At 67.8% G+C, this 26,331-nt stretch carries 21 protein-coding genes; 15 read left to right on the forward strand and 6 right to left on the reverse strand.

Annotated elements, in window-relative coordinates; translation table 11 throughout:
* Positions 1 to 520: 520 nt before the first annotated feature.
* Positions 521 to 829: a putative quinol monooxygenase gene (locus CVV72_RS05820; protein WP_219151398.1), complete on the reverse strand. Its 309-nt coding sequence runs from the start codon at positions 827 to 829 to the stop codon at positions 521 to 523.
* Positions 830 to 967: 138 nt separating this feature from the next.
* Between CVV72_RS05820 and CVV72_RS05825 the strand changes: the two genes are divergently transcribed.
* The 3 genes from CVV72_RS05825 to CVV72_RS05835 all read left to right on the forward strand — a co-directional run bounded on the left by CVV72_RS05825 (position 968) and on the right by CVV72_RS05835 (position 2,542).
* Positions 968 to 1,486: a hypothetical protein gene (locus CVV72_RS05825; protein WP_219151399.1), complete on the forward strand. Its 519-nt coding sequence runs from the start codon at positions 968 to 970 to the stop codon at positions 1,484 to 1,486.
* 50 nt (positions 1,487 to 1,536) lie between these two features.
* Positions 1,537 to 1,836 (forward strand): DUF2695 domain-containing protein, encoded by a 300-nt coding sequence (locus CVV72_RS05830; RefSeq protein ID WP_219151400.1) that lies wholly within the window; start codon positions 1,537 to 1,539, stop codon positions 1,834 to 1,836.
* Between the two features lie 319 nt (positions 1,837 to 2,155).
* Positions 2,156 to 2,542 (forward strand): hypothetical protein, encoded by a 387-nt coding sequence (locus CVV72_RS05835; RefSeq protein ID WP_219151401.1) that lies wholly within the window; start codon positions 2,156 to 2,158, stop codon positions 2,540 to 2,542.
* A gap of 243 nt (positions 2,543 to 2,785) precedes the next feature.
* Here the strand turns inward: CVV72_RS05835 and CVV72_RS05840 are convergent, their stop codons facing one another.
* From CVV72_RS05840 to CVV72_RS05850, 3 genes are all read right to left on the reverse strand, one after another.
* Positions 2,786 to 3,295 (reverse strand): hypothetical protein, encoded by a 510-nt coding sequence (locus CVV72_RS05840; protein WP_219151402.1) that lies wholly within the window; start codon positions 3,293 to 3,295, stop codon positions 2,786 to 2,788.
* Positions 3,296 to 3,399: 104 nt separating this feature from the next.
* Positions 3,400 to 3,555 (reverse strand): hypothetical protein, encoded by a 156-nt coding sequence (locus CVV72_RS05845; protein ID WP_101607226.1) that lies wholly within the window; start codon positions 3,553 to 3,555, stop codon positions 3,400 to 3,402.
* A gap of 441 nt (positions 3,556 to 3,996) precedes the next feature.
* Complete coding sequence (locus tag CVV72_RS05850; protein ID WP_219151403.1) at positions 3,997 to 4,425, reverse strand: N-acetyltransferase; 429 nt, start codon at positions 4,423 to 4,425, stop codon at positions 3,997 to 3,999.
* 131 nt (positions 4,426 to 4,556) lie between these two features.
* Here CVV72_RS05850 and CVV72_RS05855 point away from each other — a divergent pair, with 131 nt between their 5' ends.
* The 12 genes from CVV72_RS05855 to CVV72_RS05910 all read left to right on the forward strand — a co-directional run bounded on the left by CVV72_RS05855 (position 4,557) and on the right by CVV72_RS05910 (position 21,889).
* On the forward strand, positions 4,557 to 5,357 hold the full coding sequence (locus CVV72_RS05855; protein WP_219151404.1) for an alpha/beta fold hydrolase: 801 nt from the start codon (positions 4,557 to 4,559) through the stop codon (positions 5,355 to 5,357).
* Positions 5,357 to 6,589, forward strand: a complete 1,233-nt coding sequence (locus tag CVV72_RS05860; protein ID WP_255632546.1) for a PP2C family protein-serine/threonine phosphatase — start codon at positions 5,357 to 5,359, stop codon at positions 6,587 to 6,589. Before CVV72_RS05855 ends, CVV72_RS05860 begins: the two co-directional genes overlap by 1 nt.
* Positions 6,590 to 6,767: 178 nt before the next feature.
* Positions 6,768 to 10,871 carry a SpoIIE family protein phosphatase gene (locus CVV72_RS05865; protein ID WP_255632547.1) on the forward strand — a complete coding sequence of 1,368 codons (4,104 nt, stop codon included), beginning with the start codon at positions 6,768 to 6,770 and terminating at the stop codon, positions 10,869 to 10,871.
* Positions 10,871 to 11,161 carry an STAS domain-containing protein gene (locus tag CVV72_RS05870; RefSeq protein ID WP_219151405.1) on the forward strand — a complete coding sequence of 97 codons (291 nt, stop codon included), beginning with the start codon at positions 10,871 to 10,873 and terminating at the stop codon, positions 11,159 to 11,161. Before CVV72_RS05865 ends, CVV72_RS05870 begins: the two co-directional genes overlap by 1 nt.
* A 764-nt stretch (positions 11,162 to 11,925) precedes the next feature.
* Positions 11,926 to 13,572, forward strand: a complete 1,647-nt coding sequence (locus tag CVV72_RS05875; RefSeq protein WP_255632548.1) for a CdaR family transcriptional regulator — start codon at positions 11,926 to 11,928, stop codon at positions 13,570 to 13,572.
* Between the two features lie 123 nt (positions 13,573 to 13,695).
* Positions 13,696 to 15,084, forward strand: coding sequence for a serine hydrolase (locus tag CVV72_RS05880; RefSeq protein ID WP_219151406.1), 1,389 nt, complete (start codon positions 13,696 to 13,698; stop codon positions 15,082 to 15,084).
* Complete coding sequence (locus CVV72_RS05885) at positions 15,081 to 15,983, forward strand: serine hydrolase (protein ID WP_219151407.1); 903 nt, start codon at positions 15,081 to 15,083, stop codon at positions 15,981 to 15,983. The genes CVV72_RS05880 and CVV72_RS05885 overlap by 4 nt, the downstream gene beginning before the upstream one ends.
* A gap of 10 nt (positions 15,984 to 15,993) precedes the next feature.
* Entirely contained in the window at positions 15,994 to 17,592 is a 1,599-nt protein-coding gene (locus CVV72_RS05890) for an ABC transporter substrate-binding protein (RefSeq protein ID WP_219151408.1), read from the forward strand.
* Positions 17,593 to 17,920: 328 nt separating this feature from the next.
* On the forward strand, positions 17,921 to 18,388 hold the full coding sequence (locus CVV72_RS05895) for a hypothetical protein (RefSeq protein WP_219151409.1): 468 nt from the start codon (positions 17,921 to 17,923) through the stop codon (positions 18,386 to 18,388).
* Positions 18,389 to 19,349: 961 nt separating this feature from the next.
* Positions 19,350 to 20,597, forward strand: coding sequence for a hypothetical protein (locus CVV72_RS05900; RefSeq protein WP_219151410.1), 1,248 nt, complete (start codon positions 19,350 to 19,352; stop codon positions 20,595 to 20,597).
* Between the two features lie 266 nt (positions 20,598 to 20,863).
* Positions 20,864 to 21,001 (forward strand): hypothetical protein, encoded by a 138-nt coding sequence (locus CVV72_RS41505; RefSeq protein WP_255632755.1) that lies wholly within the window; start codon positions 20,864 to 20,866, stop codon positions 20,999 to 21,001.
* A gap of 78 nt (positions 21,002 to 21,079) precedes the next feature.
* Positions 21,080 to 21,889: an RICIN domain-containing protein gene (locus CVV72_RS05910; RefSeq protein ID WP_219151411.1), complete on the forward strand. Its 810-nt coding sequence runs from the start codon at positions 21,080 to 21,082 to the stop codon at positions 21,887 to 21,889.
* Here the strand turns inward: CVV72_RS05910 and CVV72_RS05915 are convergent.
* Together CVV72_RS05915 and CVV72_RS05920 are read right to left on the reverse strand one after the other, a co-directional pair.
* On the reverse strand, positions 21,886 to 23,730 hold the full coding sequence (locus CVV72_RS05915; RefSeq protein ID WP_219151412.1) for a serine/threonine-protein kinase: 1,845 nt from the start codon (positions 23,728 to 23,730) through the stop codon (positions 21,886 to 21,888). The two genes, CVV72_RS05910 and CVV72_RS05915, sit on opposite strands and share 4 nt — an antisense overlap.
* A 9-nt stretch (positions 23,731 to 23,739) precedes the next feature.
* Complete coding sequence (locus tag CVV72_RS05920; RefSeq protein WP_219151413.1) at positions 23,740 to 25,596, reverse strand: serine/threonine-protein kinase; 1,857 nt, start codon at positions 25,594 to 25,596, stop codon at positions 23,740 to 23,742.
* Between the last annotated feature and the right edge of the window lie 735 nt (positions 25,597 to 26,331).

A 26,331-nucleotide genomic window follows, 5' to 3' on the forward strand; every position in this document is an offset into this window, starting at 1 on the left:
CATACCGAACGTACGCCCGTGGCCGGGTCACGGTTGCCTCGGCGGTAGAGCGGTTTCGGCGGAGGCGACCGTGCAGGCCTCGCTTCGCGGGGATAGCGCCTTCTCTAACGCCACAAGAACCATCCCAAAAGCCACGCACGATGAGGAGAATCAGTTTCCCGGATGAGCCGCGATGCTCGTCCTGCGGAGCCGGGGCGGCGGACTTCTGTTCGACCACGACGACCCCGAGGACCGGGCGAGGCCACACCGTCGCGGTGTGTTCGAACGCCGACCTCCCGCCGGCTGACCCGGTCACTTCGGCGCTCGTGCTGCGGGGCGTGGCTGACGATCGCCTGGGACGTCGTCGCCATCAACGGGTTGCCCGATCATCCTTACGGCGAGCAGCTCAGGGCGACTGCTGCGGCGTGCCGGAGAGACCTGCGGCGCAGCAAAAACAGGACTGGACTGCTCCCCGGACCGCATCGATCGTTCCGCTCGCGCCCGATCAGGCGTCATCGCGATGACCTTGGCACACCGTCGACTATCTGGGCAGGCCCTTACCGCCGGCCGGAGCTAGAAAATCGACCTGATAGCTCGCCAGATACTGCTGACGCTCGGCCATGAACTGCTTGACATGCGGTTGCCGTTCGTGTGCTGAAAACGCCGCCTGATCAGCGTAGACCTCATAAAACGCGCGAGATAACGGAGCATCTGCGACCAGGTGTACGACATACTGAAGTGTCCCGGGCTCACGAGCCTCGATCAGCGGCGTGGTCCTCGCAACGAGCTCGTCGAATCCCACCGCAGCTGCCTCGTCCTTGAGCACGAACCGCACATAAAGCGCAATCATCAGTCCCTCTTCCAGGCCACGGTTTCCGCCGAAGTGTACGGAGGACTCCACAATTAGCGGTGAAGACACCCTCACGATTCACCGCTGAGACCACTCCGACCCGGGTCGCTCTCGTTTTGCGTGAGATGACCGGCGCGCGTGCGTCGGCGGCGTCCGGGTGCCCAGCTCGCGTCCACGATCAGCCATGGCGCGACGCAGCAGCGGATCTGCCAGCAGCCGCGTCATGGCGTCCTGCAAGTCCGCCGTGGTGATGGCCGTGGCGAGCAGCGCTGGTGCGGCTGCCTGCTTGGCGAGGCGCCGCGCATTGTGGGCCTGCTCGCCCCGACGGAGGACGCCAGGGGAACCCAGCACGGACGCGTTCCCCGCCTGGTCGCCGGACCTCCAGGACCTCTGATCGCGCCGGATTTCCCGTGGAAACTGCATGCTTGCGTGTCGAGCGAGACAGCAGCGCCAGCGTCGATTCCGACGACACCGCCGTTAGCTGGGCGAGAATCGGTCGCCGCGCTGGCGAAGAATCTCGCGATCATCGACTCCTGCCTCCGGACCTGGATGGCCCAGGTCGAAGCCGACGAGGCCGGCTCGACGACGTGGCTCACCAGTGCGGAGAAAGAGAACTTGCCGAGCTGCGCCGCAAGAATCGGCAGGGTGAGCTGGTGAATCAGCGCTAGGGGCCTGTTTTCGACAGAGATCCAGGTGTGTTGAACAATATGTTCGTGAATTCGGGCGAGAAGGCGCGGCGCAAGGCGTTGCGCAACGCATACAAGGAGCAGCAGCGTGTCACCGCCTGGAATGCTCTGGGGCTTGATCGTGCGGAGTTGGACGCGTTGTATGACTGGCTGGATGAGCGGCTTGGCGCCGAAGGCTGTGACCACAGTGTCCGGCTGACCGAGATGTGGGCGTCGGAGCAGGGAGTCGACTGGCCGATGCTGCGAGAGGCGCTCGGGGATGCCGGCGGGTATTGCGACTGCGAGGTCTTGGCCAACACAGACCCGGATCAGACGGCGTAGGGCGCTGGCGGGCGGGGCGGAGCCATTCGCCGAACATGGTGATCATGATGGACAGGTCTCCGGCTTTGCTCGACGGTCAGGTTCACCTTGGAGGTCAACCCGCCCCTCGACCGGCCGAGCCCGTGGGCGTCGGGCTCAATGCCGGTACCGCCGGGTTTTCCCTTCTGCTCCCGCCCCTTTCGCAGGCACCGAATGATCAACCCAACGGTGATCAACATTGAACAGGCCGGCCACTCGCTGTTCGTCACCGGTCGCGCGGGATCGGGAGAGTACGCGCCACGTGCACTCGTTCACCAACCGATGCCGGCGAGGGCTGTTCGTGGTCCTCGTCGGCGCCGGCCTGCTCACCGGTTGCGGTGGTGGCGACGACGGCGGAGCCGAGTCGCCGCAGGCCGCGGTCGACGCCTACGTCCGGGCTCTCAACGCGCGTGATGCCCCGGCGCTCGAAGCGCTCGCTCCACCGGGCAACAACGCGGCCGACGAGGTCCGGCGCCGGATCGACGACTTCGGCGGCAAGGAGATCAGCCTCGGCGACGTCGACATCTCCAGCGACATCTCACCGGACGTGGCAAACGCCCAGTTGACCGGCAGCGGAGGATATGCCGAGCGGTTGACGCTCACCCGTAAGGATGGGCGTTGGTACGTGGTGCTCGGCCAGGCGGAGCAGGATCCTGCGAAACAGACCGCGAGCACGAATTCCCGGTAAGCGATGAAGGCCGCACCCGATCCGGGTGCGGCCTTCATCCGCCATCACGATGGACCTCGCGCCACAGAGAAGGTCCTCGTTGATCACTGTATTGCTGAGGGCGCAGCTGGGAGCTCGGCCAACGCCGCACGGAACTGCTGACGTCGCACCCCGGTTGGGTGGTCTCCCTGCGTGAACGCGTCGATTCGGTCGACCATCCTCCACTCTGCGCTCCACGGCCGGTCTTCGGTCCCAGGAAGTCGGTCAGCCATTCGTCGCCCGGTGATCGAGATATTCGATGCTGCATCCGTCCAGTCGCTGTGCGGCGTCCGAGGCGTGGGCCGAGCAGAGCGAGCCCGTTGCGCCGTCGCGATCGGTGGCGATCGCCGCGGCCGGTTCCGTGCAGGGGGTGTGCAGCCGGTCGTAATTCCAGGAGTTGCCGCAGTCCGTGGTGGTACACCAAGCCCGGTCTCCGAGCGAGCGCAGGGTGACGCCGTGGGTGGGGCAGACGCCCCAGGGAACGTCGCACAGATGGGGATCGCGGGCCACTCGGACGCGGGTCAGGTATGCGGCGGTCCTGGCGATCTCGCCGGTGTAATCGGCCAGATCGTCCGTGGCTTTGTTCATCGGCTGCGCGAGCCGTTGCAAGTGCCCGTCGCCCGAGGCCTCCAGCCGAGCGGCCATTTCCGCGGTCCGCTCGGCGAGAGCGTCGGCCTCGGCGGCCATGGCCCGTAGTTCGGCCGGGACGGGTTCCGGCGTCGTCGGCTCAGGCATCGTGGTCCTCGCAGGTGCGGTGAACAAGAAGTGTCGTTGGGAAACCGACGGCCCCGGTCCGGGTGAAACGTGGGCCGGGGCCGTCGGTGGGAACGTCTGGTGGCTCAGAACCAGTGGGCGCGGCCGCCCACCTTGCGTCCCGTGCCGCCGAGAATCGCGAGAACCACGCCCACGACGGCGAGAACGGCACCGATGGTGGTCAGCACGGGAATGCCGACGATCAGGCCGATCACGAGAATGATGACTCCGAGCACGATCATGGTGACTCACTTTCCTGGAACGGCCGAAGGAATCCGCCGCCACGATGGGGACTGGGCTGGTGATGCCCGCATTGGCGTTCCATCAAACGCCGATGAGCCGGTTTTCTCGTCAATGGCGGGAAATCGAGGCTGCGGTCGTCAGGTTCCACGGTTGAAGCCCGCGGCTCTTGGGTAGATCCCTTGAGTCGTCGTGAAGTGCTGCCGGAGGAACTTAGTGTTGTTTCGCAGGAAAGTAATCGTGCCCGTTGATGATGTCGAGCGAGCGGAGGCCATTCTGGTCGGTCGAGGTGTCAGTCGTGAGCGTGCTGGTGGCGAGCTGAGGGAGATGGCGCGTCGTCGGCACATTTCGTTATCACGCTGCGCGGCTTTGGTGGCGTCGACCGGCGAAGTACCGCGGTCGGCGTGACTTCGCGAACTGACGGGCGGCAGGTTTCACCGGAATTACAGCGGTCGAACGAAGACCGGCTCGCCGTAGTGGGTCCGGTCCGTGCCGTGGAAACCGCAGCGGCGCCAAAAGCCTTCGGCGCCGCCCTCGACTGGTACGACGCTGGTCTCCAGCGTTGTCCAGCCACCGGCGCGCAGTTCGTCCACCAGCAGTTCGACGGCGCGGCTGCCGATCTTGCGGCCTTGGTGGTCCGCGTCGACCATGAACCTGACCAGGTGCGGGATTCCGTTCTCGATTTCCACGAGCAGAACGCCGACCGGCGTGTCGTCGCGGTAGATGGCCCGCAATATCGCGCCCGGTTCGTAGTTGCCTTCGGCGACGGTATAGGCGGCAGGTGCGACGAGATGGCGTTGGTCTTCGGCCAACCGAAGCTCGCACACCGCGCGAACGTTCTCGCGGGACAACGGCAGCAGTAGAACATCCACAGCTCGACCGTATCGCAATCCCCGAGACGTCCACGACCGCGTTATTCGACGAGTGAGCCTGCCGACCTCTCGACGGTCGCGAGACTCGCACCCGCGCCGCGTGACCGGTGTTCACGTGGAAGGATGCGCTGGTGAACGCGCGGAGCAGGAGCAACGTGGTGGTGACCGGACGGTCCGACGGTCCGGTCGTGCTGCTCGCTCACGGATTCGGCTGTGACCAGAACCTGTGGCGGCTCGTCGTCCCGGAGTTGGCCGAGCGGTTCCGGGTGGTGCTGTTCGACCACATCGGCGCGGGGAAGTCCGAGGTCGCCTCGTGGTCACCCGAGCGGTACGCGAGCCTCGATGCCTACGCGGAGGACGTTCTAGACATCTGCGCGGAATTGGACCTGCGCGATGTCACGCTCGTCGGACATTCGGTGTCGGCCATGATCGCCGTACTGGCGGTGAACCGGTCGCCGGAGAGGTTCGCGAAGCTGGTGATGCTCACTCCGTCGCCCCGGTACATCGACGACGGCGACTACCGGGGCGGGTTCAGCCGCGCCGACATCGAGGAACTGCTCGAATCGCTCGAGTCCAACTATGTCGGGTGGTCGGCGGTCATGGCCCCGGTGATCATGGACAACCCCGGGCGCCCTGAACTCGGCGACGAGCTCAAGGACAGCTTCTGCCGGATGGATCCCGAGATCGCGCGGGTGTTCGCCAGGGCGACGTTCCTCTCCGACAACCGCGACGACCTGGCGAAGGTGGAGGTCCCGACGCTCGTGATCCAGACCGCGCGGGACGCGATCGCCCCGCAAGAGGTCGGACGGTTCGTGCACACGCGGATCCCCGCCAGCGAACTGGTGACTCTCGACGCGACCGGGCACTGCCCCCAGTTGAGCGCACCGGAAGCGACGGCGGAGGCGATCACGGCGTTCGTGAGTACGCCGTGATGTGCGATAGGGAAGAGCACGGTGACGGGGAGAGCCTCACCGGAGCCGCGTTCCCGGCCTTGCTGGAGGACAGCGCCGAAGACCTGTACGAGCACGCGCCGTGCGGGTACCTGTCGACGTTGATGGACGGCACCATCGCCAAGATCAACACCACCCTGCTGGACTGGCTGGGCCATGGGCGCGACGAGCTGATCGGCAGGATGGCTTTCGCCGACCTGCTGACCGTGGGCGGCCGGATGTACTACGAGACCCACGTCTCGCCGATGCTCGCCATGCACGGCGAGGCGAGCGGGCTGGCGCTGGAACTGCGGTGCGCCGACGGGGCCCGCCTGCCGGTACTGGTGACCGCGACGGTCAAGACCGGCGGCGACGGTACGGCCCAGCTGATTCGTCTCGTCGTCTTCGACGCCCGTGAGCGCCGTGCCTACGAACAGGAATTGCTACGTGCCCGCAAGCAAGCCGATCACGAGCGAGACCGCGCGCGCAAACTCGCCACCACGCTTCAACGCACCCTGCTGCCGCCCAAGTTGATGACCGTGCCCGGGATGGCGGCCGCCGCCTACTACTATCCCGCCTCGATCGACGAGGTCGGAGGCGACTTCTACGACCTGTTCCCGCTCACCGGCGACGCGTGGGGATTCTTCCTCGGCGACGTTTCCGGAAAGGGGGCCACCGCGGCCGCGATCACGTCCCTGGCCCGCTACACACTGCGTGCCGCGGCCGTCTACGACCCTGACCCCGTCGCGGTGCTCGAAAACCTGAACATCGTGCTGCAGCAAGAGTTCCAAGGTACGGATCCACGGTTCTGCACCGTCGTCTACGGAGCCCTCAGGCCGACTGCCGACGGCTGCACGCTCACGCTCGCCAGCGGGGGACATCCGTCGGCGATCCTGATCCGTTCCGGTGGCTCCGTGGAGTTCGTCGAGACCCGCGGTGGAATGCTCGTCGGCGCGCTGCCTGACGCTCGCTTCGTGAAGACCACGGTGCGGCTTACCGCCGGGGACGTCCTGCTGCTCTACAGCGATGGACTCACCGAGGCGCGGCCCACCGGCGACCGGGATCGCTACGACGAGGAGAGACTACTGGAGTTCCTCGCCTCGGCTGCCCCGGCCGGCCCGCAGGAGACGGTCGACGTGCTGGCCGGGCTCCTCGCCGGTTTCGGCGACGGCGTGGAGGACGACACGGCCCTGTTCGCGCTGGGGATCCCCGGCGCAGGGAAAGAACGGTCGTGACCACTGCGCGATCGATTGAGGCGGCGCCGAGCAGCCTCCTTTGTGGATTGTGCGCCGGTGGCTGTTAGCCGGCCTGTCAAGGTCGCATTTCGAACGCGTCATCGGGACCTTGAGCGGGTATACCGTGCTCGCGACGTGAACGCGGCCGCAGTGGCAGTGGGACAGGAAAGAGTTTCGAGTGCCTTCTGAGGATGCCGTGAGCGGCAGGATCGATGTGTTCGCCGCGGATGGCGAGGTGGGCCGCGAGCTGGCCGCAGTGGACTGGGCGGCCACACCGCTCGGGCTGCCCGACGGGTGGCCGCTGAGCTTGCGGACGGCTGTCGGCATCCTGCTTTCTTCGCGGTTCTCCATGTGGATGGCTTGGGGGCCGGAGCTCACCTTCTTCTGCAACTCCGCGTACCGGCACAACACGTTGGGACGGAAGTACCCCTGGGCTCTCGGCCGCCCGGCGAGCGAGGTGTGGGCCGAGATCTGGGACGACATCGGCCCGCGCATCGAGACCGTGCTCTCCACCGGCAAGGCGACGTGGGACGAAGGGCTGCTGCTGTTCCTCGAACGCTCCGGCTACCCCGAGGAGAGCTACCACACGTTCTCCTACAGCCCGCTGCGCGACGACGACGGCCAGGTGGTCGGCATGTTGTGCGTGGTGAGCGAGGAGACCGATCGGATCATCGGCGAGCGCCGGATGGCGACGCTGCGCGATCTCGGCTCGGACCCCAGCGTGATCACCACCGAGGCCCAGGTACTCGCCTTCGCCGTCGGCCAGCTCAACCGGAACACCCGTGACCTTCCGTTCACCCTGATCTACCTGTTCGCCGACGACGGCTCGGCGCGGCTCGCCGCTTCGACCGGGCTCGCCGAGGGTCTCACCGTGCCGTTGCCGTCGTTGCCGGTCGAGCAGATGTCCGAGGGCGGGACGGCGCTCCTCGATCTCGACGAAGGCGGGATGGCCGGACTGCCCGCGGGGGAGTGGCCCGCGCCTCCCACCCAGGCCTTGGTCATTCCGCTGAGACAGCAGGGAGGGGTGCCCCACGGGTTCTTGGTGGCCGGGCTGAACCGGTATCGCGATCTCGACGACGGCTACCGCGGCTTCATCGAACTGGTGGCGACGCATATCGCCGCCGGGATCACCAGCGCCCGCAGCTTCCAGGCGCAGCAGCGGCGCGCGGAGGAACTCGCGGAACTGGACAGGGCGAAAACCGTCTTCTTCTCGAACATCAGTCACGAGTTCCGCACTCCGCTCACCTTGATCATGGGACCGGTGCAGGGGTTGCTCTCCAGCTCGTCGGGCCTGGACGACGCCGCTCGTGCGGATCTGGAGGTCGTCCACCGCAACGGATCGCGGCTGAGCAAGCTGGTCAACACGCTGCTGGACTTCTCGCGGATCGAGGCGGGGCGCATGCGGGCCCGCTTCGCGCCGGTGGACCTCGCGTCCGTCACCGCCGAACTGGCCAGTGTGTTCCAGTCGGCGGTCGAGCGGGCCGGTCTGCGCTTCATCGTGGACTGCCGTCCTTTGACAGAACCGGTGTACCTGGACCTCGACCTGTGGGAGAAGGTCGTCTTCAATCTCCTGAGCAACGCGGTGAAGTTCACCTTCGAAGGAGCCATCACGGTCACCGTGGCCCAGGACGCGACGGGGGCGACCGTCGCCGTGGCCGACACCGGGGTCGGGGTGCCGTCCGAGGAGATGCCTCACCTGTTCGAGCGGTTTCACCGGATCGAGAACACCCGCGCTCGCTCCCATGAGGGCAGCGGGATCGGTCTCGCACTGGTGCGTGAACTCGTGGAACTGCACGGTGGCGCCATCGTCGCTGACAGCACCGAAGGCGTGGGCACGACGTTCACCGCTCGGCTCCCTTTCGGTTCCGGTCACCTCCCCGCCGATTCGCTGGCCGCGTCCAGTGACCGTTCCGGCCCCGCCGCCACCGCGGAACAATTCGTGCTGGAGGCCGGGCGCTGGTCCTCCGATACGCCGGAAATCGCTCGGAACTCCGATACCGCGGCGTGGCGCCCGGCCACTCCAGCCCGGGTCGTGATCGCCGACGACAACGCGGACATGCGCGAATACCTGACCCGGCTTCTCACCGGGGCGGGGTACGTGGTCCAGGCCGTCGCGGACGGCGGTGAGGCGATCGACGCCGTACGCACCAGGCCGCCGGACCTCGTCATCAGCGATGTGATGATGCCGGGACTCGACGGGCTCGGCCTGGTCGGGAAACTGCGCGGCGAACCGCGCACCGCCGCGGTGCCCGTTCTGCTGCTCTCGGCACGGGCCGGTCAGGAAGCCTCCATCGAGGGGTTGCGAGCCGGCGCCGACGATTACCTCGTCAAGCCGTTCGCCTCGGCCGAGCTCCTGGCCCGCGTCCGGGCGAACGTCGAACTCGCCCGGTTGCGCGCGCGTTCCGCCCGGTGGCGTGCCGCGCTGATCGACTCGTTGCAGGAAGCCTTCTTCGTCTGCGACGAAAACGGAGCCGTCGTCGAGATCAACAGCGCGTTCACCGAGATCCTCGGTTACGGCCCGGAAGGCCTGCCCTACCGACCGGTCCACCCGTGGTGGCCGGACGCGGACACCGATCCCGACGCCTACCGGCTCGTCGCGGACGCCTTCGAGACGTTGCTGCGGAACCGCCGGGGCAGCTGCACGGTGCCCGTCGCCCACCGCGACGGGCACCGGTTGTGGGCGACCGCCAGCTTCAACCAGGTCGAAGATCCCGACAGCGGCAGACGCGTCACGGTCGGCACGTTCCGGGACGTGACCGCGGAACACTACGCGATTCAGCGGCAGAGCGCCCTGTCCGGCTTGAACCAGCAACTCGCGCAGGCGGACTCGATCGAGGAAGCGCTGATCGCCGCGATGGACGAATTCCGCCGGGTCTGGAAGGCGCGACGGGTACTGGCCGTCTTCTTTCCCGCCCATTCCCGCGACGCCGATCCGGTGATCGTCGGAGAACCGGTCCTCTGGGCGAACCTGACGACGCGCTCCCGGCACGCTGTCGCCGCCTTGCGTGACTCCGAACCGCTGAGTCTCGTGACAGGTGAGCCCGGAACGGTGGGGATTTCCCTTCAGCACCCCGACGGTGGCTTGGTCCTGTGGCTCGAACTGGCCGAATCCCGGCCGTTCACCGCTGAAGACGAGACCTTGTTGACGCTGCTGGCCGGACGCCTGGGGCAAGGTCTGGCCCGAGCGCATCAGATCGATCAGCAGCGGGAGATCGCGCTCGCGCTCCAGCACGCGATCCTTGGCCCGCACCGGCTGCCCGACGGGTTTTCGGCCCGGTATCAGCCCGCCAACAGCCCGCTGCAGGTCGGTGGTGACTGGTACGACGTCGTCGAGCTGGAAGACGGACGTATCGCACTGGCCGTCGGCGACTGCGTGGGCCACGGTCTCGCCGCGGCCACCGTGATGGGGCAGCTGCGCAGCGCGTGCCGTGCCTTGCTGATGGAGAACCCCAGCCCGGCGGCGGCGCTCAGCGGGTTGGACCGCTTCGCCGCCCGTCTGCCCGGTGCCGTCTGCACCACCGCGTTCTGCGCGGTGCTCTCGCCGGACACCGGCGAGCTGAGCTATGCCGCGGCCGGGCACCCTCCGCCGGTACTGGTCGACGCGGACGGGACACCCCAGCTACTGGAAGGCGGCCGCTCGATTCCGCTGGGTGTCCGGCCCGGCAGACCGCGTCCCGAGGCCCGCGTCGTCATCCCGCCACGCGCCACGCTGGTGTTGTACACCGACGGTCTCGTCGAACGGCGTCGCTGCTCGCTCGGCGACGGTATCGATCGCGCGGCCGCGGTGGTCGCAGCGAACCGTGATTCCACTCTCGAAGGACTGGCCGGACTGCTCATGTCCGAGCTGGCTCCGCCCGATGGATATGAGGACGATGTGGCGCTGCTGACCTACCGAAGGCCGGGCCCGCTCGATGTGAGCTTCCCCGCCGACGCGGGAGAACTGGCGTTCGTGCGCCGGGCGTTGCGCGACTGGCTCCAGCACTGCGGGCTCGAGGTCGACCTGCTCCAGAACATTCTCGTCGCGGCGGGCGAGGCCATCGCCAACGCCGTCGAGCACGGCCATCGTGACGATCCCGATGGCCTCGTCCGGCTCCAAGCGTCCGCCTCGGCCGAGAGCGTGACCTTGATCGTCAAGGACAGCGGCTCATGGAAGACTCCCAGCCCGGACGCGAATTCCGATCGCGGACGCGGTTTGATCCTGATGCGTGCCTTCATGGACGAGGTCACCGTCGAACAGGGAAACGCCGGAACAACCGTCCAGATGAAGGCGAGGTTTTCCTGATGAGCACTGAACTCACTCTCACCACGGACAGCCGCGAGGACGGCGTTGTCCTCCTGATGGCCTCGGGCGAGATCGACATGAGCAACGTCGAAGCCTTCGGCGAAGCCCTCGCCGAAGCGACGCGAAAGGGCACGGCCGTCGTCGACCTGCGCGGGGTGGAGTACCTCGACAGCGGCGGCATCAACGCCCTGTTCGCCTATGCCGACCGGATCCGTATCCGCACCAACGCGCTGCTGGTGCCGGTGCTCACCGTCAGCGGACTCGCCGAACTCGTCGACGTCGAGCGGTGATCGCCGGCGCTCACGTCGGAGTCGAGTGGTGTGCCGCCCCTGGATCATCGGTGTCATCGCGCTGCTCACCAGCATCATGTCCGCAGGTCGGCCTGCGGAATGGCGTGGGATCGGCCAGCGGTAGCGCCGTGCCGCACTTCTGCTCGGCATGATGTCCTGTGTCGCGCGACCAGGTGGTCGTGACCCCGGCCAGAACAACCTCAAGGTTCGCGATCGGCCGACCCGTCGTCGGCGGTGTACGGCCTGTGAGCATTCCGCCGAGCACCTGTTCGGACGAACAACGGCTGGTCGCAGGTGGCGGTCCGGGAACTCGGGCACCGGCGAGACGCGACGGCGAGGGAGTGCCATCGGCGTGAGCTCGACGCTGGCACGGCGTCAGGCCTGCTTTCTGCAACGCAGCGGGACCGGCCGGCACGCCGCGGCCGCCCTTTTCCTCGAATTCAAGGGAAACAGCAGTCCTCGTGCCAGGCCGCCATCACCAACGTCAAGGTGTTCGAGGTCCGGTAATCCGTGAGGCCAGCCCCGGGTTAGTGCTTTCGGAGGGAAGTTCACGCTGGGATTCATCCGGCGCGACGAACCGGGCCGCCCGCGAATCCTCTTAGGGTCGTCACCAGCGATGTTAGGAGGGGAAGTATGCGCAGGTGAACCGCGGTGACCTGCCAGGACGCGGCCGATCTGGCAGACCGTGCCGGGCGTCGAGGCCGGAATACCCTTCCGTCCGGTCGAACCAGCCGGTTCGGGCGAGGCCGGACCTACCTTCGGGAGTGCGGACACCGGTGCCGAGCAAACCGCATACGAGTCTGAGCCGCGTCATCGAAGCACTCGGGGGCGTGCTCCTCGAACCGATCGCGGTCGGCCGGGACTCCCGGCGCCCCCTCGGCGGCGTGGTGATCCACGACCCGTACGACGACGCCGAGTTCCCCGACCGAGCAGTGGTCCTCGGGGTCGGGGTGCGCGATCCCGGTGAGATCGGGAAGCTGCTGCACGAGGTCGGCGAACGCGGCGCGTCCGCGCTGATCGTGCGCTCGCCGATCTCCGCTCCGGCCGAGCTGGGGCGGGCGGCCGCGTCCTCCGGGGTGGCGTTGGTCGGGCTGGCGAGCAGGGCGTCGTGGACGCAGCTGGCCGCGATGCTCCGCACGTTGCTGGCCGAGGGCGACGTCGGCGACGTCTCCCCGGAGGCACTCGGCGGAATCCCGACCGGCGATCTGTTCGCGCTCGCCAACGCGATCGCCGCGCTGCTCGACGCGCCGATCACCATCGAGGACCGTGACTCGCGGGTGCTCGCTTTTTCCGGCCGTCAGGACGACACCGATCCGCCGCGGGTCGAAACAATCCTCGGCCGCCAGGTACCGGAACGCTACACCCGTGGCTTGGAACGGAGCGGTTTCTTCGACCGCCTCTACCGCGAGACGGGACCGGTCTATTTCCATCCGGACGACGACGATGGCGAGAACCGCCCCCGGGTGGTGGTCGCCGTCCGGGCGGGCGATGAGGTGCTCGGCTCGATCTGGGCCGTGGTCGATCACGCGCTGAGCGAAGAACGTGCGGTGGCGCTGGTGGAAGCTTCGAAGATCGTGGCGTTGCACCTGCTCCGGCTGCGGGCCGGAGCCGATGTCGAACGTCGGCTGCGAGCCGATTTGATGAGCACCGCGCTCGAAGGCGGGCGCCGGGCCCCGGAAGCCGTCGCGCGCCTCGGCCTGCTGGGCCACCCCGCCGTCGTGCTCGCGATGGGTTTGCTCGACCCGGCCGACGACGGCCCCTGGCTCGCTACCGAACGCCAACGCGTCACCGATGCCCTCGCCATGCATCTGAGCGCGGTCCAGCCGCGCTCGGCGGTCGCGCTCATCGGCGAGGTCGCGTACGGAATCGTGCCGGTGCCCGGAAATCACGGCGATCATCAGGAACGCGCGGTGCGCGTCGCGACCGCTTTCCTGGAACGAATCGGGCACCGGGTCTCCGCGGCGATCGGCGTGGGACCGCCGGCACTCGAGGGCGCGGACCTGTACGACTCCCGCAGCGGGGCGGACCGGGCGTTGCGGGTGCTGCTCGGCAACGGCGGCTCCAAGCGGGTGATCACGGCCGAGGACGCGCACGTCGACGCGCTGATGCTCGAGCTGGCGGACCTTTCCGCGGCCCGCGGCGATGCCGCGACCGGGCCGATCGCGAGGCTGCTGGCCTACGACCGGGAACATCAGTCCCAGTTCGTGCACACGCTGCGGTGCTGGCTGGATTCGTTCGGGGACGTCAACGCCGCGTCGGCGGCGGCATATGTGCATCCGAGCACCTTCCGCTACCGGTTGCGACGGCTGGCCGAGGTAGGCGAAATCGACCTAGACGACCCCCGGGACCGGTTCGCGGCGATGGTGCAGCTGCATCTGCTGCTCCATGGCATGTGGTCCGGAGAAGCCTGACACCCCTGTCCGTGCGGATGAACTTTCCCCGCCGGTCTCCTCGGTTCCGACGAACAAGGGACGTCCTGCCGCGACTTAGCATTCCCGCAACGCCGGACCATCCACACCGGACAAGAGGTGCGCATGTCGAAAATCTCCGAGATCGATTCCTGGCTCCGGGAGAACTTCTCCCTCTTGCTGGACAAGCACCAGGTGCCCGGTGCCGCGATCGCGGTGTTCGCCGATGGCGAGGTCGTCGAGCACGCGGCGGGTGTCGTGAACACGGCCACCGGAGTGGAGTCCACAACGGAATCGGTGTTCCAGATCGGGTCGATCACCAAGGTCTGGACGATCACGCTGATCATGCAGCTGGTCGACGAGGGCCTGGTCGACCTCGACCGTCCGGTGCGCGACTACCTGCCCGAGTTCCAGGTCGCCGACGCCCGCGCCGCGGCCACGATCACCGTCCGGCAGCTGGCGTGTCACACCGGCGGGTTCGAAGGCGACGTCTTCGCCGACACGGGGACCGGCGAGGACGCGGTGGCGAAGCTCATCCCGTTGCTGTCGGACGTGCCACAGCTGTTCCCGCCGGGCGAGCGGTTCTCCTACAGCAACGCCGGCTACTGCGTGCTCGGCCGCATCGTCGAGGTGCTGCGAGGCAAGTGCTGGGACGACTGCGTGCGTGAACGGCTGATCGGCCCGCTCGGCCTGACCCATGCCGGCTGCGGGGCCGAGGACGCCATCCGTCATCGCGCCGCGGTCGGTCACATCCTGCCGGAATCGGGCGGCGAGCCGGTGCCCACGAAGGTCTGGTCGCTCGCCCGCTCCAACGCACCCGCCGGTACGACGCTGGTCATGCGCCCGCGCGATCTGCTGACCTTCGCCCGCATGCACTTGAACGAGGGTAAGGCCGACAGCGGTGTCCGGGTGCTGTCGCCGGAATCGGTGCGCGCGATGCGCGAGCGGCAGGTCGCCGTGCCGGATCTCGGCATCATGGGCACGCACTGGGGCCTCGGCTGGGTGGACTTCGGCTGGCAGGGCGGCACGGTGGTCGGCCACGACGGCGGCACGATCGGCCAGTCGGCCTTCCTGCGGATCGCATTGGAGCGCGACGTCGCGTTCGCGTTGCTGACCAACGGAGGGGTGACGCTGAAGGTCTACCACGAGATCGCCGCCAAGCTGATGCGCGAACTCGCCGGGATCACGGTCCCGCCGCTGCCCGAACCGGATCCCGCACTGGCCTCGGCCGATCTTTCCCGGTACGTGGGGGAGTACTCGTCCCGGGTCGTCTCCACCGTCGTCACCGCCGAGGGCGGCCGGCTCTGGCTGCGGCGCACTCCGAAGGGGGAGTTCGCCGACCTCGACGAACCCTCGGGCATGGTGGAATTGCTGCCGTGGCACGGTGAAACCTTCGTCGCCGTCATTCCGGAAGTCCCCGGCGCCTACGTGGCCCACGAGTTCGTCGGCGACGACGGCACCGGCCGGGCCCGGTTCCTCCACACCGGACGCGCGGACCGGCGGGTGTCGCGATGAACGACATCCGCGAACGGATCGAGGCCGTGTTCGCCGCCGCGGGTGCTGAAGGGTCGCTGCACGCGAGGGAAGTCGGTGTGCCGGACGGTGCCGAGGTGTCGGTCGGCGCCGACGATCAGGTGGTCCTCGCCTCGGTGTTCAAGATCCCGATCGCGCTCGCGTACGCCCGCGAGGTGGTGGCGGGAAGGCTCGACGAGACCGAATACACGAAGGTGACCGCGCGATACCGGATCGGCGGCATCGGCACCGCGGGCTGCGCCGACGACGTCGGGATGACCTGGCGCGACCTCGCCTGGTTCATGCTCACGATGAGCGACAACGCGGCGACCGACGTGATCTGGAACCGGATCGGCCAGGAGACGATCTGCCGGGTGGTCGCCGACCTCGGACTGACCCGCACCCGGCTGATCGGCTCCTGTGAGGACTCGTCCCTGATCGCGCTCGAGGAACTCGGCGGGACCGACCTCGCCGAGATCGACGGCCTGCTGGCCCAAGCCACCGAAGAACAGGTGCGGAACCTGTCGATGTGCGACCCGGAAAGGGAAACCTCGTCGACGCCGCGTGAGACGACCGAACTGCTCGACGCGATCTGGACCGACCGGGCGGGCGAGCCCGAAGCCTGCGAACGCGTCCGGACGATCATGGCTCACCAGATCTGGCCGCACCGGCTGTCCTCCGCATTCCCCTCAGAGGTACGGATAGCCGCGAAGACCGGGACGCTGCCGGGCATCCGCAACGAAGCGGGAGTGCTGACCCTGCCCGACGGCCGCCGGTTCGCGGTCGCGGTGTTCACGCGCGCCCATTCCTTCGACGATCGCCTCCCCGCGGTCGACGCGTCCATCGGCGCCGTCGCCCGGCTGGCAGTCGACCACCTCCTTGCCGAGAATGCGACACAGTAGGAGAACTCCCATGAAAACTGCTCGGCACACCGCCGTGACGGCAGTCGTGGTGGCTTTGACCGTGAGCGCCTGCGGGGCCCCGGCGAACTCCGGGACGGATCCGAACGCGAACCGGAACCTGGCCGACGGCAAGACTTTCACCTATGCCGTCGCTTCGGATCCGGGGACGCTCGACCCGGCGCTCACCGTGCTCTCGATCGCCGGTGAGATCGGTCGTTATCTCTATGACGGGTTGCTCGGCGTGGACGGAAAGGGGCAACCCGAAGCCGGGCTCGCGGCACAGTGGGAGGCCACCACGACCACCGCGTCCTTCACTCTGCGCAAAGGCATCACCTGTCCTGACGGGAGCCCGCTCACCGCGAAGGACGTCGCGGCGAACATCAACTTCGTCGGCGACCCGGCGAACAAGTCGCCGATCGCGGGCAACACGGTGAAGGTGGGCACGAAGGCGGTCGCCGACGATTCCGCGGGCACCGTGAAAATCACCAGCGGGGCACCGGACGCGTTCCTGCTGCGCAACGTCGGCAACGTCCCGATCGTCTGCGCGAAGGGCCTCGCCGACCGCACGACCCTGGCCAAGGGCGAGAACGGCACCGGCATGTTCACCGTGTCCGAAATCGTCCCGAACGACCACTACACGCTGACCCGGCGCAAGGACTACAACTGGGGTCCGGGGACCTTCGATCCCGGGCAGAAGGGCTTGCCGGACAAGGTGGTCATCCGGGTCATCCCGAATATGACGACCGTGGCGAACCTGCTGCTGTCCGGCGAACTCAACGCCGCCCAGGTGATCGGGCCGGACCAGCAGCGGCTGCGGGCGCGCGGGTTGTTCCACGCCGACACGACCGTGGCGTTCGGCGAGTTGTGGTTCAACCAGGCGCCCGGCCGGTTCGGCGCGGACCAGGCGATGCGCCGCGCATTGGTGCAGGCACTCGACCTCGCCCCGGTCGCCAAGGTGCTGACCCGGGACGCCGGCGCCCCGGTCCGGGGCTTGATCACCATGGAACCCCTGGCGTGCACCGGCGACTCCGCCACCGGGCACATCCCCGGGTTCGACCTCGCCGCGGCCAAGGCCGCGCTCGAGGCGGCGGGCTGGAAACCGGGCCCGGACGGCATTCGGATGAAGGATGGCAAGCGCCTCGCGCTGACCGCCATCTACGGCACGCAGATCGGATCGACCATGGTATCGGCCGCCGAGCTGATGCAGCGGGGCTGGAAGGAGGCGGGCGTCGACGTCACGCTCAGGGGCCTGGACAGCCCGGCGACCAGCCAGACCCTGTTCGCCACCGGCGACTGGGACCTCTCGATGGCACCGGTCAGCCTGAACCTGCCGAGCCAGCTGACCCCGTTCGTGTCCGGCGGTCGTCCCCCGGAGGGCACGAACTTCGCGCATATCGACAACCCGCGGTACGACGCGCTGGTCGCCAAAGCGGCCACCCGGGTCGGGGTCGAGGGCTGCCCGGACTGGCTGGCCGCGGAGACGGCGCTGTTCGAGGACCAGGACGTCGCACAGTTCGCGAACTCGGTACTCCCGACCTTCGGGAACAAGGCGCGGTTCGAGATCTCGAACACCTTCCTCCAGCCGACGTCGATCCGGATGTATGCCTGACGACCGGCGTGGTCGCCCCTTCGCCCAGCATCTCGGGGTCGGGCTGCCGACGGTCGGGCGCTGCGAGCGCGGAATACTGACGCCGGATGCCAGGAGACGTCCTCGAATAGCCGGGTCACTTCGAGTGTTTGTTGACGACCCTGCTGTCCTCCTCGACCCGTCGGCGGCGAAACTTGTTGTCAGCTCCTTCGGTCACGCGGCGTGCGGTTAGCGCGCCGTGAGAACGATCTTCCGCTCTTCGGGTGATCGTTTCCTCTTTCCGCTGACGAAGCCTCCTCTTGGAGTGGGTGAATGGCGTTCTGAGGAAACAACTCTGGGGAGGGAAACTATGCGATGGAAGACATCGCTGGTCGTTTTCGTCATGGTTCTCACGGCCTCGTTCGCCGCCGCAGCACCGGCTTCGGCGGATCCGATCACCGCGGAATCCACGGCGGAGTGCGAGCGCGGGGTGAACGGTTTCGTGGACATACCCGACGGTCTCACTGGCGAACCGGTCCGCGTCATGGTGGTGGGCGGGCTCATGACGGTGACCCTGTACAAGGGCTATGTCCAAGGGCTGCGCGGGTGGGCGCACGCGCGCGGCGCCACGCAGGCGGGCGACCTGGTCTGGATGGACTGGACGAAGAACGGCGGCCAGAGCTGGATCCAGTGCGGGCCGTTCGTGATCCCGCATGCGCAAGCCACCAAGACCAGCGCGGCGCAGCGGACGAACCCATCGCCGACCTGGCAGTTCCGGGCCTGTGGCATGTTGCGTGACCAGCCGCGGACCACCAAGTGCACCGAACCCTGGTGGTGAGAGTTCAGCACCAAGCACAGCGAGGACTTCCGGTGTCCGCCGCTGCGGCGCCGGATGAACCTTGAGATACCACGTGTCATTGCAGTAAACGTGAACGTTGGCCGTGGGGAATGCAGGAAGTCCGGCGTGGTGAGCGGGTCCGGCGCCGACGATCGGTAGTTGTCCGGTCTGGCTGAGGGGAGCCGCCGCGATCGTCTGGTGGGCGGGGTGACAGGCATGGACCATGAACACTGGAGCGATCATGAATTCTTCTTCGAATTCCGTCCCAGGGTGCCAGTCCGGGGAGGGGAGATTAGCCGGTTGACAGTGCCGCCACCGTCGTCCGTGCCGATTCACCGACAGTTGCCGCCCGGAGTCCGAGACTTCGCTGGCCGGACCAAGGAAGGCATCATCGGGTCTATGGCAAGGTACCGGCGCGCGTTTTCCCGAAAACTGAGGTCTTCGGCCTGCCTGGATTGTCGGTGCTGGATGTGATGATCCGCGGTGGAGCCGGTACCGATCGACCGCCCGTGTCCAGGCCGGCGGTATCGTCGCGGCTGGGCTGGCGAACGCCACGGATTCCCCGCCCACGGTCGTCGAGGTCAGGCCCGGTCGGACGGTGAGCAGGTAGCGCACTTCGCTGATGACCGCCTCCGAAATGTCCTCCGGAATGGCGTCGCACCCATGGGTGTAGACGACACGGGCTGCGTCCAGTTCGTCCGGCCATCCGGGCTCGCGCAATGGTGGTCCAAGAGGACTCGAACGCGGAGCGGCATGTTTTCCGGCCGTTCGTCGGCAGTCGAGTGTTCCCCTGAAAGTGACCCGTCCGGGTGGCGTCTGCCCGACAGGGAAGCCGATGGTGCCCATTGTGACGCCCCGGCAGATCGGCGAGCCCCGAACAGTGTGACGGTATTGTGCTGTTCTGCGGGAACGTGCGTGAAGTTCGATCTCCGGCAATTCACGTTGGCGAGGTGCCGCATTCATGAATGAGCGCGAAGTCGACAGGCAACGACTCGGGTCGTCCGGTCCGGCCCGCGACCGGAGCACTCGTCCCCGGGCCACGGAAGACAAGCTCCCGCCCGGTGTGCTGCCGGGCGTGGCGAACGTGGCGAACCTGCAACGCCTCGCCGGGAACAAAGCCGTCACCGCCTATCTCGGGGCGAAGAAGCCCGGGCTCACCGTCCAGCGCGACGTCAACAAGCGAGGTACCTTCGCCGGCTGGGGCGGGACGAACGACAGCAGCGTGATGGTCAACGCCAACGCGTCCGTCGACGTCGCCGACGGGAACCGCTCGGTCAGTCATCCGGCCTGGTTCCTCAGCAACGCCACGGAGACGGTCGAAGTCGATCCCGGAGCGACGGGAACCGTGCAGCTCCGGCTGCCCTGGTATTGGCACCACCACGGCATCGTCCAGGAACCCGGCAGGCTCTACGGCACGAACGAACGGCACATCCACGCCGGTGGTGGTCCCATCGACTATTGGGTTTCGGCGCCCTTCACGGTGACACCGGAAGGCCGAGTGGCCTTCGCCAACACCACTCCCGGCGGCACGATCGGTGCCGCCGGGTACCTCGAAGGGGTTCCGACCATCACTTCGCTAGACGGCGAGAATTCCGGCACTCTGACGGTCAGCGTCGTCTTCCTGGCGCTCCAGTCCACCACCACGACGGACACCGGAACGAGGACGACGACCACCACGCTCACCGGATCGGGGACCGGAGCCGCCACCCCGGGCGGAGTGGGGGGATCGCTGACCACGGGCGGCAGCTACGCGGTGAGCGAGGCCAATTCGCACGCGGTCGGAATGACGGTGAGCGGCACCACCTCGGTCACGTGCAGCTTCGCGGTCAACATCCGGGTGCGGATCCCGCCGAAGATCACGAAAATGAAGACCATCTTCTATTCCGCCGAGGGCAGGTTCAGGTCCGGAAACGACGGCATTCTGGGGGTGAACGAGTGGTGGGCGTCCCTCCCGGCGCCGGTGCGTGAATTGATCGTTTCCGGGCGGAAACCGGTGCGGATCACCGGCCGGGCGAGCCAGACCGGCAGCCCGGAGCGGAACGAGCGGGTAATCGCCGGCCGCATCGACGACATCACCAGGCGCCTGCACAACGTCGCGGGCCGGATGGAAGTCGTGCCCGACAGCGAGTTCACCGTGCCCAACGAGCGGTCGGTCGTGATCAGGGTCGAGTACACGGCCGCCGAGGCGCGGGCCGGGGGAGCGGGATGAACGGGAGACAGTGACGCTGGGCGTCCTGGGGGACGTCGAAGTATGGGTGTACGGCGAGCGCGTCGACATAGGGCACAGCCGACAGCGCGGTGTCCTGTGCGTCCTGCTGGTCGATGCCAACCAAGCCGTCTCTGCCGATCGCCTCATCGACCGGGTCTGGCTGACCACCCGCTGGACGAACGTCTCACCGGCCTTCTCATGCTCGCCGCGTACGCGGCGGCCGCCAGGCCGCGGCGCTACGCCACTACGACAGGCTGCGACGGCAACTGGCTGAGGAACTTGGCGCCGACCCCAGCCCACCTGTCCGTGAGCTGCACGAACGTATCCTCCGCGCGGACGCCGGGTTGCTTCCGCCACCCGCAGCCGCGCCGATGTCGAGCCGATTTGCCACATTGACGACGTGAGGGAATGCCTCGCCGACACCGCAGAAGGGTCGTGTTCCGGCCTGGCTCGCGGTCCTGGCATGCGCAGCCGGGGCGAGCATGCTGATCGCCGCGGATTCCCCGCCCGATCGCGTGTCCACCGCACTTCACGCGGCCGTCTCGCCAGAGACCCTGCCGCCTACGGGTGGCTACCGGATCAAGCTCGCGCACTCGACGCTGTGCCTGTCCGAGGACAGCGGTCGGGTCTATCAGCGCGACTGTGCGCGCGCCATGCCGACGATGGCGCTGCGCCTGGTCCGCGACGATGTCTATCGGATACTGACTCACCATCCACGGTTCGGCGGCGGCTGCATGGGCGTGCCGAAGGCATCAGTCGAGGCCGGCGCGGCGGTGTACAACGGCTTCTGCGACACCGGAGCCGCCGAGGACTTCCAGCTGGTCCCTAGTGAGAGCCCATCGACGGGCTTCCGACTTCATGCGGCGCACAGCAACCTCTGCCTGGGCGTGCTCGACGTGTCGATGGCCGACTGGACACCAGTGTTCCAACTGCCGTGCGACTCGTCCGGGGCCGGCCAGACCTTCACCTTCGAACCCCGCGCCGGACAGCGCTGGCTCGCCTCGAGCACGCCATCACGGAGGCATACAGGCACATCTTGGCCGTGGAGCGGCCACGGCTCCAGGTCGCCTTCCACGCCGAAGCGGCCCGACGCGCGCATGTCCTTGCCCGGCACGGGCGGGCGGCACCGCTGCATGGCCCCGCGCTGTGGCCCGGTCAGCGATCCGGAAGTCCGCGACGAGGGTTGCTGGTCGGAGGTGACCTGGCCGCCGTTCTCGCGCCTCACTATTCGAGGAGAGGAGCATCAACCGGCCCGGCTCGCCACGTTTGGGCGAGGGGTCCGAAGCCGCTAGCGCTTCGGAAGCCGGTTCAGCACGGAGGCGGCGACGGCGCGTACCCGCTCGCAGGCCCGTTCACCGCTGTATCCCTGCAGCCACACGGAAATGTACTCGGCGTCACCGTCCGGGAGGGTGCGGTGCGGCCAGGAGAGCTGACAGGAGGACTCGGAGTCACCGGTCACGTAACCGGTGACTCCGTTGCCGAGATCGACGGGGTCACCGTTGTCGTCGTCGATGTACAGGCTCCGCTGGACTCGCACGTCCAGCTGTTCGTCTCCCCGCTGCCACCGGCAGTTCCGCAGGCCCGCGGCGACCGCTCGGACGTCGGTCATGGTTTGGGCGACCACGGTGGCGTCAGGGAGAGCGCAAGGGTCGAGGGGGAGTACACCGGCCGCGTCGTCCTGACGATCGACTTCGCGGGTGCGCAGGCGGGCGAGCACGACGGTGAGCGCGCTGTCCGCGACCGCACATTTGTCGCCCACGTTCGTGTCGTTGTAGAGCATCACGTAAAGCGCCGGTTCGTCGGTGATCGGAATCAGCGAGTGGCAACCCCTGCTGAAGGAGGCGCGCAGCAGCGGTAGTCCTTCGGCGGTGCGGTTCGTCGTGCCGATGCCGCCGTTGACCACGGGTTCTCCGAGCCGGAGATCGAAATAGAGGCCCTTAGGCCCCTTGTAAGTGCACCTGTCCGGTGACATCGGGTTCGAGTCCGGCTCCAGCGCGCCGAGGTCCTCGGAGTACCGGCCGTCGAGCACCTTGCACGTGTCGACACGGCGGAGCCGGTCCAGGGTCAGCGCCTCGGCCACCGGCATGGTCGCGGTGCCAGGATCCGGTGGTGAGGTGATCGCCTGGATGACGACGATCAGGGTGCCGATCAGGGCGGCGACCACCACCAGCGCCACGGTGATGGGCAATCCCGGCCGGCGTTTCTTGACCGGCAAAGGTCTCGGGGGAGGCTGCCACGCGGGAATCGGCAACGAGAGCACCGAGCGCACTTCCGCTTCTTGATGCCGGATGCGGGCGTGTACGGCCTCGGGCCAGGGTTCGGTGTCCGACAGAACAGGACCGAGGAAGTCCTGTAGCTGTCCGGGGGTGGGCCGGCGGGCGGGGTCCTTGGCAAGGCACGGTTCGGCGATGCGCCGGATTTCTGTTGGCACGCTGGAAAGATCGGGTTCAGTGTGGACCACGTCGTAGAGCGTCTGTGGTGCCGACGCGCCGCTGAAGGGACCACGTCCGATGGCTGCCATGACCAGGATGGAGCCGAGGGAGAACATGTCGGTGGCCGGGGTGATCGGGCCGCCTCCGGCTTGTTCGGGCGACATGAACGCGGGCGAGCCGATGATGGCACCCGTGTGGGTGAGGTTCTGCGCTTCTTCAGCGGCACGGGCGATGCCGAAGTCGATGACGCGGAGCCCGTCGCTGGAGAGGATGACGTTGCTGGGCTTGAGATCGCGATGGATCAGTCCGGCCCGGTGAATGTCCGTGAGTGCGGCGGCGAGTCCGGAGGCGAGCCGGCGAACGGCTTCCACGGGGAGCGGGCCGGTCGCGTCCACGGCCGTGCGCAGATCGGGCCCGGTGACGAAGATCGAGGCGAGCCAAGGAGATTCGGCTTCGTGGTCGGCGTCCATGACGGCGGCGGTGTAGGCGCCGGAGACCAGGCGTGAGGCGGCGATCTCCCGGCGGAAACGTTCCCGGAAGCCGGGGTCGTGGGCGAACTCGGCGTGGATCTGCTTGACGGCCACGAGCCGGCCGTCGGGGGCGAGTCCGAGTAGGACCCTCCCCATGCCCCCTTCGCCGAGTTCGGCGATGATCCAGTGGGGACCGACCTGCCGGGATTCACCGGCACGCAGAGGTTTCACGGAGTGGTCCTAGGGTTTCGGCAACCAGGTGAGCAGCACACTGACGACCTCCTCGGCCTTGGCGCAGGCTTGTTGCATGGTCCTGCGGCTTCCACGCTCGTACGTCACCTTGACGTTCTCACCGAGGCGCTCGCTCATCGGCCGGTGCTGCCAGGTCAGGACACACGCCGGAGGCCCCTGCGGTGGACGCTCGTCGCGATACACCGTCGTACCGCCGACCTCTACCGGCACGACGCCACCGGCGGCGGCCTGCTCCGGTCCGTGTGGCGGATACCCCTGCTCCACGGTCAGACGGAACGTGTCGTCGCCGTCGTAGACGCACTGGTGCAGATCTTCGAGGACGGTGGCCCGCACGGGGCCGATCAACCGAGCGACCCTTTCGGGCCAGAGCAGCGTGCAGGGGTCCAGCCCGATCAGCGACTGGGGGGCCATATCGCGTCCGTGACCACCCGCGCGGATCCGCCGCACCGCCTCGCCGAGTCCGGCCTTCACCACAGTGCACTTCTCGTCCGAGGAGAGAGAGCCGCGGATCTCGGTGAGGAGCACGACGCTCTGGAGACCGGCGACCGGAACGGCGGCCGCGCACGAATCGCCGAAGGTGCTGGTGTACAACGGCAGTCCTTCCAGCTCCCCGGCTGGAACGCCCTCGATCAACCTGGGGCCGATATCGAGTTTCAGGGCACCGTAAAGGCAGTCCAGTCTTCGTCCGGGCGAAGACGCCGTCAGCGCACCGAGCATGGGCGCCTCCCAGCCCGCCAGCACCTTGCACAGGTCGACCCGGCGCAGGTTGTCCGGACCGAGCGGATCCGGGTTGACCGGCGTGGTCACCGCCGTTCCGGGCGGCGGCGCCGGCGCGGCCGTGGGTGCTGGCCCGGGCCGTTGCGGCAGGTTCACCGCCACGACGACGGAGGCGACCACCAGCACGGCCGCAGCCGCGGCCAAGGTGGTGTAGAGCCCGCGTCGGGAGCGCTTCGGCGCGGGCGGGTTCAGCAGTTCCCGCACCTCGGCCTGCTGCGCGTCGATCAGCTGGGGCACCGGCGGTGGCCACGGGGCAGCCGCCGGCGCGATGGGGCCGAGCTGACGCAGTACCCAGGCCGAGTCCGGCCGGTCACCGGGACTCTTCGCCAGACAGGGTTCGACAATCCGGCGCAGGTCCTCCGGAACCCGGCTCAGATCCGGCCGGGTGTGCACGACGTTGTAGAGAGTGTGCGGAGTGGACGATCCGGTGAACGGGCCCTGCCCGGTCGCGGCCATCACCAGCAGGGACCCGAACGAGAACAGGTCGCTCGCCGGGCCGATCTCCTGTCCGCGTGCCTGCTCCGGCGACATGAACCCGGGCGAGCCGATGATCGCTCCGGTGTGGGTGAGTTCGGAGTCGCCCTCGATGGCACGGGCGATGCCGAAGTCGATCACCCGCGGACCGTCTCCGGTGAGAATGACGTTACCGGGCTTGAGATCGCGGTGGACCAGCCCGGCGCGGTGGATCTCTCCGAGCGCCAGCGCCAGCCCTGCGGCCAGGTACCGCAGCGAGGACGGCGGCAATGGCCCACCGGCCGTCACCGCCTCCGAGAGCGAGGGACCCGGTACGAACATCGACGCCAGCCAGGGAGTCGGCGCTTCGGGATCGGCGTCCATCACCGCGGCGGTGAAGGCGCCGGACACCATTCTCGAAGCAGCGACCTCCCGGCGGAACCGCTCGCGGAAACCGGCATCGTGGGCGAAGCCCGGATGTACTTGTTTGACGGCGACGAGCCGCCCGTCGGGCGAACGGCCCAGCAGCACCCGGCCCATTCCGCCCTGGCCGAGCACGGCGAACACCCGGTGACGCCCCACCTCGGTGGGTTCACCAGCGTTCAGAGATTTCACGACGCCCCCTCGATAGAGAGCGATGATACAAAAGTCGACGTGCTCATCGGCGACAACCATGGAAAGGCACGGCGCGTTCGTCTCGGTATTCACCGCAACGGGTTCGAGCTGAATCGCGGCGCTTGCGGAGCCTGGCCCGGCGGGCAGGGTCGAGGATCAATATGGTAATGCCCCGAGCGGCCCGGCTGGTGGCGGGATGCCGCCGATTGTCACGAATTCAGCCGGTGGCGATCCAGTTGCATGCGTCGCCGATGCCCCGCCTGTCCCCGGATTGACGACCCGTTTCGAGCAGCTGAGGCACGCATCCGGTTCTAGGAGTCGAAGCGACGCCCCGGGAAGAGCCCTGCTCTCAGAGTGGGCGGGCTCGGACGGCTCCGCCACCACGGCGCCGTCCCCTCGCGAGACATCTGACGCCTCGACTTTCAGGGATCGCTCTGTGGTGGTAGTTCGGCCGACCAGGTTGTGGCGTATCCGGCACCTTGGCGAGTTTGGGACCGCCTGTCAAGCTGATATGTGACAGACGAGCAAGATGTGGCACATGGGGGTCTGATGGATACAGGCTTTGGGTCTGACGGCGGCCTCCGCCGCTTAGTGGCCGTCGTGTGACGGCGGGGGATTCTGCTGTGTCGGCAATTTGAACACGTGCTGTACCGGCGGCAACACCTGTCTGTCGCCGACGACATGTGGTCGTACGCCGTGCATTATGCGCGGAATTGGCGCGCCTTGAAACAGTGA

This window comes from Amycolatopsis sp. TNS106 (assembly GCF_019330265.1).
Taxonomy (GTDB): Bacteria; Actinomycetota; Actinomycetes; order Mycobacteriales; family Pseudonocardiaceae; genus Amycolatopsis; species Amycolatopsis lurida.